Consider the following 7,641-nt stretch of genomic DNA (forward strand, 5'->3'; position numbering starts at 1 on the left):
GCTGGACTTGGTCTTGAAGGTCCTGTCACCGATGGCCGGGTCGGATGGTGTCGCCGGTCTCCAGAAGCGCGACCAGGGCCCGCGCGTCCGCGAGGGTAACCTTGCCCGTCTGGGTGAGCTTGCGTCCCGCGCCGATCCAGCTGACGAGACCTCGGACCTGCTCGACGGTGCCTGGCTACTCGGGTTCCATCAGCGCTTCCTGTCTGCCTCGGGCTTGGCGGATTTCATCATCAGGGGTCGAGGGCCCGCTAGGGTCGCAGCGATGAGTGAGTACCAGTACTACGAGTTCCTGGCGATCGACCGGCCGCTGACCAGCGACGAGCAGGAGCAACTGCGAGTGCTGTCCACCCGAGCCCGGATCACCGCGACCAGCTTCACCAACGAGTACCAGTGGGGAAACTTCCGCGGCGACCCCAGGCGAATGGTGGAGCAGTACTACGACGCCCACCTCTACCTGACCGACTGGGGCACCCATCAGGTGATCCTGCGCTTGCCCAAGGGGAAGCTCCCGCTGCGGGCGCTGGAGCCGTACTGCTTCGACGAGTGCGTCGAGGCGTGGACGACCAAGACCCACCTCGTCCTGGACCTGCGCAGCGAGGACGAGGGCGGGGACTGGGAGGAGGGAGCCGAGGACTCGCTCGGTGCCATCGCCGGGGTACGGGCCGAGTTGGTTTCCGGGGATCACCGCGCCCTGTACCTCGCGTGGCTGTCCGCCATCGGCGCCTGGGCGCTGCATGACGACGACGAGGAGGTTTACCAGGAAGTGGTCGAGCCCCCCGTCCCGGCTGGGCTCGACCGGCTCACCGCGCCGCAGCGAGCGCTCGCGGACTTCCTGCGGGTCGACGCTGACCTGCTCGCGGTCGCCGCCCAAGCCAGCCCGCCCGCTCCAGAGCCTTGGAGGAGGCCCGGAAAGAAGGAGCTGGCACCGCTGATCGCCGCGCTTCCCGAGAAGGAGAAGGACGGCCTCCTACTGCGTCTCGCGCTGGGGGGTGAGCCTCAGCTGGGAGCCGAACTCTTGCGCCTCCTGCGCGGCGAGCCGCCTGTCGCGACCGTGCCGGGGCAGCGCTCCGCCGCCGACTTGCTGGACGCTGCGCACACGCTGGCTACCGAGCGCCAGCAGGGTGCCGAGCGGGTTCGATTCGAGGCACGGGCCAAGAAGCTGACCGCCCTGGCTACCAACGAGGAAGCGATCTGGCGCGACGTCGAGAACCATGTCGCGCGTAAGCAGACGGCCCGCTACGACGTCGCCGTGGCCCTCCTGGTCGAGCTCCGGGACGCCTGCGACCACGTCGGACGCGGCCCTGAGTTCTGGCAGCGGCTGGCCGCGCTCCGCGACCAGCACCGGCACCTGCCCGGCCTGCTGCGCCGGCTCGACGAACGGGCCCTGCGAGGCTGACACCACCTGCATGCTCGGGGCGCTTGAAACGAACCGACGGCCCATACCATCTGCGTGATATACAGTGGCTGGTATGGGTGAGCGCTACTCCATCGAGCTGGAACCGGAGGTGCGTCTCTGGCTTGCGAGTCTCACCCCGCAGCACTATCGGCAGGTCGAGGAGAAGGCTGATCTCCTTGCCGAGTACCCGACCACGCTCGACGAGCCGCATTCGCGGAACCTGGGTGATGGGGTGCGGGAACTGCGCCTAGGCCTGAGCGGGAACGCGGTGCGGATCAGCTACTGGCCGGCGCCTGGACGCCGCATCGTTCTGCTCACTGTCTTTCGCAAGACCCGAATGCGTGAGGAAGCGGAGGTCAAGCGAGCCAAGGCTGCCAAGCTGGTGTGCGAGACGGGGCATCCGGAAGCTCATGAGATCTACAGTCGCAACACGGCGGAGGAGGAACGGTGAACCACGCACGCTGGCAGCTGGCTCGGGACAAGCGCGCGGTCCACGGGGAGTTCGAGCCCCCCGCGATCATCGCCGAGCGAGAGCAGATTCGTCTGGCCATGGCGCTCGGTCAGCTGGTCTACGACCGGCGTACCCAGCTGGGCCTGAGCGAGGACGAGCTGGCGGCTCGCCTCGGTAGCACCGCTGACGAGGTGGAACACATCGAGGTCGGTGGAGTCCTCCCGGTCACGTCCGACCTGCTTCTCCGGATTGCCGCGGCTCTGGAGGTGTCCGTGGACGTCCATCTGGCGACCTCGGGCACGGCCGTCAGCTTCGCCGCTCGCGCCGCATAGCCGGGAGGAAGCCGTGGACTACGGGCAGCAGTTGTCGGCCGCTCTGCGCGACAGGCGAAGGCAACTGGGGATCTCCCAGACCGAACTCGCCCGGCGGGCCGGCATGACGCAGCCTGGCATCTCCCGCGTGGAACTGGGGGACACGACCCCGACCCTTCCCCTGCTGGCGCGGCTCGCCGAGGCGTTGGAGGCGGACCTCGACATCCGGCTGGCCCCCCTGGACGGAAGGACGACGATGCGCTTCGTGCCCCACCGTCACGCCGACGCGGTGTGACGGTGGGGGCGGTGGAGTTGCGGCAAAGACGCGGAAGACCTGACTGTCCGCTGCACCGTTGGCGTCAAACAGCACGAAAATGCCCCCGAAGCGAGCTGCTTCGAGGGCATCGTGCCTGGTAAAGGCTGGTGGCCAGGGCCGGGGTCGAACCGGCGACCTTCCGCTTTTCAGGCGGACGCTCGTACCAACTGAGCTACCTGGCCGTACTGCAACGTCTCTTGCGAGACGGGCGATCCCGACGGGACTTGAACCCGCGACCTCCACCTTGACAGGGTGGCGAGCTAACCAACTGCTCCACGGGACCTCATGTGGATTGCTCCACACAGGACCTTACTACGGTACTGCGTACCCCCAACGGGATTCGAACCCGTGCTACCGCCTTGAAAGGGCGGCGTCCTGGGCCACTAGACGATGAGGGCTTGGGTGGCCCGTCCGGCCGGGTGATCCGGCGTTCGGGGACGTCGAGAAGCATATGGGATGCCGGGCGGGAACGCCAAAACGGTTTCCGGAGGTCGGCGCGGCGGGGCGGGTGCGGGTCAGGACCAGCCGAGGTCGTGGAGTTCGTCGTCGTCGAAGCCGAAGTGGTGGGCGACTTCGTGGATGACGGTGATCCGGACCTCCTCGACGGCCTCCTCGGGGGTGGCGCAGTGGCGGAGGGTGGGGCCCATGTAGACCATGATCCGGTCGGGGAGGACGCCGGCGTACCACTCGCCGCGCTCGGTGAGCGGGATGCCCTCGTAGAGGCCGAGCAGGTCGGGGGTGGCGGGGTCGGGCTCGTCCTCGACGAAGACCGCGACGTTGTCCATCATCGCGGCCAGCTTCGGCGGAATGCGGTCCAGCGCGTCGGACACCAGCGCCTCGAACTCGTCCCTGGTCATCTCCACCCGCCCATTGTCCGAGTTCCGCTGACGGGGCGCCAGATGGTTCGGGCGGTGGCGGCGGCCGGGCGGCCGGGTGCTTGACTGGGCGGCATGGGAACGGAGCCGAGGCCGCCGGTGCTGCGCGGCCAGGGAAGGACGGTGGCGGCCGTCTCGGCCGGCGGGGTGCTCGGGGCGGGCGCCCGGTACGCGGCCGGGCTGCTGTGGCCGACCCCGGCGGACGCGTTCCCGTGGACGACGCTGCTGGTCAACACCGTCGGGTGCGCGCTGATCGGGGTGGTGCTGGTGGCGATCACCGAGGGCCGCTGGCAGCCGCACCCGCTGCTGCGGCCGTTCCTGGCGACCGGCGTCCTCGGCGGGTTCACCACCTTCTCGACGTACGCCGTCGACACCCGGCAGCTGTTCGACCACGGGCGGCCCGGGACGGGGCTGCTGTACCTGGGCGGGACGCTGCTCGCCGCGATGGCCGCGGTGTGGGCGGCGGCGGGCGCCACCCGGGCGGTGCTGCCGCCCCGGGCCGGACGGGGGGCCGGGGCGTGAACTGGCTGCTGGTGGCGGTCGGCGCGGCGGTCGGCGCGCCGCTGCGGTACCTGACGGACCGGGCGGTGCACGCCCGGGTCGGGTTCGGCTTCCCGTGGGGCACCTTCACGGTCAACGCGTCCGGCTGCGCGCTGCTCGGCCTGCTCGCCGCGGTCGCCCCGCCGGACGTCCGGCTGCTGCTCGGCACCGGCCTGTGCGGGGCGCTGACCACGTACTCGACCTTCTCGTTCGAGACCCTGGGGCTGGCGCAGAACGGTTCGCGCGGCGCCGCGTTGGGCAACGTCGCGCTCTCGCTGGGGGCCGGGCTGGCGGCGGTGTACGCGGGCGCGGCGCTCGGGCGCGCGGTCTGGGGCTGAGCGCCGGGCCGGGGCCGTCCGGGGGCGAGTCGCGGGTTACCCGTGTCCCGGCCGGGCCGCCGGGCGTTGGGCACCCGAGAACGGTGGCGGCCCCGCGGCGGGCCGTGCGGGAGGTGGCTCGTGGCTGGTGGATCGGCGCGTCGGCGGATGGCGACGGGGACGGTGATGGCGGCGTTCGCCGTGTTCGGGCTGAGCGGCTGCATGTCGGTGGGGGCGGACGCGCCCTCCGGAGCGGCCGAGTTGCGGCCGTCCGGGTCGCCGTCGGGGCCCGCGGCGAAGGCGGGCGTCGGGGCCGGCGCCCGGCAGGGCGGCCAGCACCTGGAGCACGGCGGCACCCTGAGTGTCGACGGGGCCTCGCCCGGGCTGCCGCCCGCGCCCGCGGTGCCGGTGCCCGGGGCGACCCCGCCGGCGGCCGCGCCGGTGCAGGTGCCGGTGGCCCCGGTCAGCGAGCCCGCGCCGACCCCGACCGGTCCGGGGACGGCCGCGCCCAGCCCGACGGCCGGCGGCGGGGCGGGCAGCCCGAGCCCGACGGCCGCCCCCACGCCGCCCGCGCACCCGACCGCGCCGACCACCGCGCCGGGCGGTTCCGGGACGGGAGCGCCGAGCGACTCCCCGACCGGCCACTGAGGCGCGCGCCGGGCGCCGGGGGAAACCTTCGTTCGAGGGCGCTGGCCAGGGGATTTGCCTCTGATCCCCAGGTTCCCCTATGGTGGTAGATCGTTCGTTTGATCCTATTTGGCTGGCGCTCCTCATACACCTTTGAGCGCCCTTGGCGCGTTCCGGCGATCCGTGGCTGACCGCATAGAGGCGGTTTTTCAACAGACCCCCGGACTTTGGCGCGTGCCACTTCCGGAAGGTTTTGCATGTCTCTCGTTGACGACGCCCGCTTCGCCATGCCCGCGAACGGCTCCGACGCCGCCGACACCCTCGACACCGACGCGCTGGACGCGGAGCTCGCCGAGCTCACCGACGCCGACGCCGAGTTCGACACCGACTCCGACATCGACGCTGCCGACAGCGCCGACGACACCGACGCCGAGCCCACCATCACCTTCGGTGACCTGGGCCTGCACGAGGACGTCGTCCGGGCGCTCGCCAAGCGCGGCGTCACCACCCCGTTCCCGATCCAGGCCGCGACCATCCCGGACGCGCTGGCCGGCAAGGACGTGCTGGGCCGCGGCCGCACCGGCTCCGGCAAGACCCTGAGCTTCGGCCTCCCGCTGCTGACCCGCCTCGCCGACGGCGAGCGCACCAAGGCCAAGCACCCGCGCGGCCTGATCCTGGTCCCGACCCGCGAGCTGGCCATGCAGGTCGCCGACGCGCTGGAGCCGTTCGGCTCGGTGCTCGGCCTGCGCCTGAAGGTGGTCTGCGGCGGCACCTCGATGTCCAACCAGATCTACGCGCTGGAGCGCGGCGTCGACGTGCTGGTCGCCACCCCCGGCCGCCTGCGCGACCTGATCAACCGCGGCTCCGCCAAGATGGACGAGGTCGAGATCGCCGTCCTGGACGAGGCCGACCAGATGGCCGACATGGGCTTCCTGCCCGAGGTCACCGAGATCCTCGACCTGGTGCCGGCCGGCGGCCAGCGCCTGCTGTTCTCCGCCACCCTGGAGAACGAGATCGACAGCCTGGTCAAGCGCTACCTGAAGAACCCGGTCACCCACGAGGTCGACCCGTCGGCCGGTGCGGTCACCACCATGACCCACCACATCCTGGTCGTGAAGCCCAAGGACAAGGCGCCGATCACCAGCGCGATCGCCGCCCGCAAGGGCCGCACCATCATCTTCGTCCGCACCCAGATGGGCGCCGACCGGGTCGCCCAGCAGCTGGTCGAGTCCGGTGTGAAGGCCGACGCGCTGCACGGCGGCATGACCCAGGGCGCCCGCACCCGGGTCCTCGGCGACTTCAAGGACGGCTACCTCAACGTGGTCGTCGCCACCGACGTCGCCGCCCGCGGCATCCACGTCGACGGCATCGACCTGGTGCTGAACGTCGACCCGGCCGGCGACCACAAGGACTACCTGCACCGCTCCGGCCGCACCGCCCGGGCCGGCCGCTCCGGCACCGTCGTCACTCTGGTGCTGCCGCACCAGCGCCGCGGCGTGTTCCGCCTGATGGAGGACGCGGGCGTGGACGCCTCGCGCCACATCCTCGACCACGCCTTCGACGCCGAGGTGGCCCGGATCACCGGCGCCCGCTCGCTGGTCGAGGTGCAGGCCGAGAGCGCGTCCGGCATCGCCGGCGCCGCCGAGCGCGAGGTCGCCGAGCTCACCCGTGAGCTGGAGCGCGCCCAGCGCCGCGCCACCGAGCTGCGCGAGGAGGCCGACCGCCTGGCCGCCCGCGCCGCCCGCGAGCGCGCCGAGCTGGGCATCGAGGACGAGGTCGAGCCCGCCGCCGAGGAGACCGCGGAGGCCGGGGCCGAGCAGGCCGCCGTCGCCGTGGCCGCCGAGCCGGTGGCCGAGGAGCGCACCCCCTCCTACCGCGAGGCCCGCACCGAGCGCCCGGCGTACAACCGGGACCGCGGCGAGCGTGGCGGTTTCAACCGCGATGACCGTGGTGGTCGTTCGTTCGGTGGCGACCGTGAGCGCGGTGGCTTCAACCGCGATGACCGTGGTGGTCGTTCGTTCGGTGGCGACCGTGAGCGTGGCGGTTTCAACCGTGACGACCGTGGTGGTCGTTCGTTCGGTGGCGACCGTGAGCGCGGTGGCTTCAACCGTGACGACCGTGGTGGTCGTTCGTTCGGTGGCGACCGTGAGCGTGGCGGTTTCAACCGTGACGACCGTGGTGGTCGTTCGTTCGGTGGCGACCGTGAGCGTGGCGGTTTCAACCGCGATGACCGTGGTGGTCGTTCGTTCGGTGGCGACCGTCCGGCCCGTTCCTTCGGTGACCGGGACCGCGGCCAGGCCGGCGGTGGCCGTCCGTTCGTGCGGCGTGAGGACCACCGCGCCGGTGGTGCGCGCCCGCAGGGTGGCGGTTTCAACCGTGATGACCGTGGTGGTCGTTCGTTCGGTGGCGACCGTGAGCGCGGTGGCTTCAACCGTGACGACCGTGGTGGTCGTTCGTTCGGTGGCGACCGTGAGCGCGGCGGTTTCAACCGTGACGACCGCGGCGGCTTCAACCGCGACGACCGCAAGCCGCGCTGGAAGAACTGACGCTCCGTCCGCAGTCCGGTCCGGGCCCGCTCCACGACTCCGTGGGGCGGGCCCGCCCGCGTTTCCGGGCGCTCCCGCGTTTCCGGGCGCTCCCGTGTTTCCCGGCGCTCCCGCGTCTCCCGGCCCGCCCGGGCGGGGCGAAAACCGTTGGTGGGGGCGGGAGTCGGGGGCTAGGCCGTGTCCTGCCGATCAGTTGAGTCGTTGATGCGGCTATGGGGAGTAGGGGTGATCTGACTGATGGTCAGTGGGAGCGGCTTCGTCC

At 71.6% G+C, this 7,641-nt stretch carries 9 protein-coding genes and 3 tRNA genes; 8 read left to right on the plus strand and 4 right to left on the minus strand.

The annotated features are described in order from the left end of the window. Window positions 1-262: 262 nt before the first annotated feature. The 4 genes from ACIOHG_RS27635 (at window position 263) to ACIOHG_RS27650 (ending at window position 2,453) form a co-directional block, all read left to right on the plus strand. Window positions 263-1,396: a hypothetical protein gene (locus tag ACIOHG_RS27635; protein WP_400954410.1), complete on the plus strand. Its 1,134-nt coding sequence runs from the start codon at window positions 263-265 to the stop codon at window positions 1,394-1,396. Window positions 1,397-1,469: 73 nt separating this feature from the next. Then, on the plus strand, window positions 1,470-1,847 hold the full coding sequence (locus ACIOHG_RS27640; protein WP_400954412.1) for a type II toxin-antitoxin system RelE/ParE family toxin: 378 nt from the start codon (window positions 1,470-1,472) through the stop codon (window positions 1,845-1,847). Continuing rightward, window positions 1,844-2,179 carry a helix-turn-helix domain-containing protein gene (locus ACIOHG_RS27645; protein WP_400954414.1) on the plus strand — a complete coding sequence of 112 codons (336 nt, stop codon included), beginning with the start codon at window positions 1,844-1,846 and terminating at the stop codon, window positions 2,177-2,179. Before ACIOHG_RS27640 ends, ACIOHG_RS27645 begins: the two co-directional genes overlap by 4 nt. A gap of 13 nt (window positions 2,180-2,192) precedes the next feature. Next, window positions 2,193-2,453: a helix-turn-helix domain-containing protein gene (locus ACIOHG_RS27650; protein WP_400954416.1), complete on the plus strand. Its 261-nt coding sequence runs from the start codon at window positions 2,193-2,195 to the stop codon at window positions 2,451-2,453. Between the two features lie 126 nt (window positions 2,454-2,579). Here ACIOHG_RS27650 and ACIOHG_RS27655 read toward each other — a convergent pair. From ACIOHG_RS27655 to ACIOHG_RS27670, 4 genes are all read right to left on the minus strand, one after another. Beyond that, window positions 2,580-2,656 (minus strand) — tRNA-Phe (locus tag ACIOHG_RS27655). Window positions 2,657-2,683: 27 nt separating this feature from the next. After that, window positions 2,684-2,757: transfer RNA gene (locus ACIOHG_RS27660), tRNA-Asp, on the minus strand. 42 nt (window positions 2,758-2,799) lie between these two features. Further along, window positions 2,800-2,872: transfer RNA gene (locus ACIOHG_RS27665), tRNA-Glu, on the minus strand. 117 nt (window positions 2,873-2,989) lie between these two features. Continuing rightward, window positions 2,990-3,331, minus strand: coding sequence for a metallopeptidase family protein (locus ACIOHG_RS27670; protein WP_400708103.1), 342 nt, complete (start codon window positions 3,329-3,331; stop codon window positions 2,990-2,992). 93 nt (window positions 3,332-3,424) lie between these two features. Between ACIOHG_RS27670 and ACIOHG_RS27675 the strand changes: the two genes are divergently transcribed. From ACIOHG_RS27675 to ACIOHG_RS27690, 4 genes are all read left to right on the plus strand, one after another. Beyond that, on the plus strand, window positions 3,425-3,871 hold the full coding sequence (locus ACIOHG_RS27675; protein WP_400954418.1) for a fluoride efflux transporter FluC: 447 nt from the start codon (window positions 3,425-3,427) through the stop codon (window positions 3,869-3,871). Further along, window positions 3,868-4,227 carry a fluoride efflux transporter CrcB gene (crcB, locus tag ACIOHG_RS27680; RefSeq protein ID WP_400954420.1) on the plus strand — a complete coding sequence of 120 codons (360 nt, stop codon included), beginning with the start codon at window positions 3,868-3,870 and terminating at the stop codon, window positions 4,225-4,227. The genes ACIOHG_RS27675 and crcB overlap by 4 nt, the downstream gene beginning before the upstream one ends. Before the next feature lie 120 nt (window positions 4,228-4,347). Continuing rightward, window positions 4,348-4,854: a hypothetical protein gene (locus ACIOHG_RS27685; protein WP_400954422.1), complete on the plus strand. Its 507-nt coding sequence runs from the start codon at window positions 4,348-4,350 to the stop codon at window positions 4,852-4,854. Window positions 4,855-5,090: 236 nt separating this feature from the next. Further along, on the plus strand, window positions 5,091-7,379 hold the full coding sequence (locus ACIOHG_RS27690) for a DEAD/DEAH box helicase (protein ID WP_400954423.1): 2,289 nt from the start codon (window positions 5,091-5,093) through the stop codon (window positions 7,377-7,379). The last annotated feature ends 262 nt before the right edge of the window (window positions 7,380-7,641 follow it).

The organism is Kitasatospora sp. NPDC088134 (assembly GCF_044741705.1).
Taxonomy (GTDB): Bacteria; Actinomycetota; Actinomycetes; order Streptomycetales; family Streptomycetaceae; genus Kitasatospora.

Excerpts from the sequence above, each read along its gene's own strand:
- ACIOHG_RS27640 (WP_400954412.1), top strand. The coding sequence starts at position 1,470 with ATGGGTGAGCGCTACTCCATCGAGCTGGAACCGGAGGTGCGTCTCTGG.
- ACIOHG_RS27690 (WP_400954423.1), top strand. The coding sequence starts at position 5,091 with ATGTCTCTCGTTGACGACGCCCGCTTCGCCATGCCCGCGAACGGCTCC.
- ACIOHG_RS27635 (WP_400954410.1), top strand. The coding sequence starts at position 263 with ATGAGTGAGTACCAGTACTACGAGTTCCTGGCGATCGACCGGCCGCTG.
- ACIOHG_RS27670 (WP_400708103.1), bottom strand. The coding sequence starts at position 3,331 with ATGACCAGGGACGAGTTCGAGGCGCTGGTGTCCGACGCGCTGGACCGC.
- ACIOHG_RS27675 (WP_400954418.1), top strand. The coding sequence starts at position 3,425 with ATGGGAACGGAGCCGAGGCCGCCGGTGCTGCGCGGCCAGGGAAGGACG.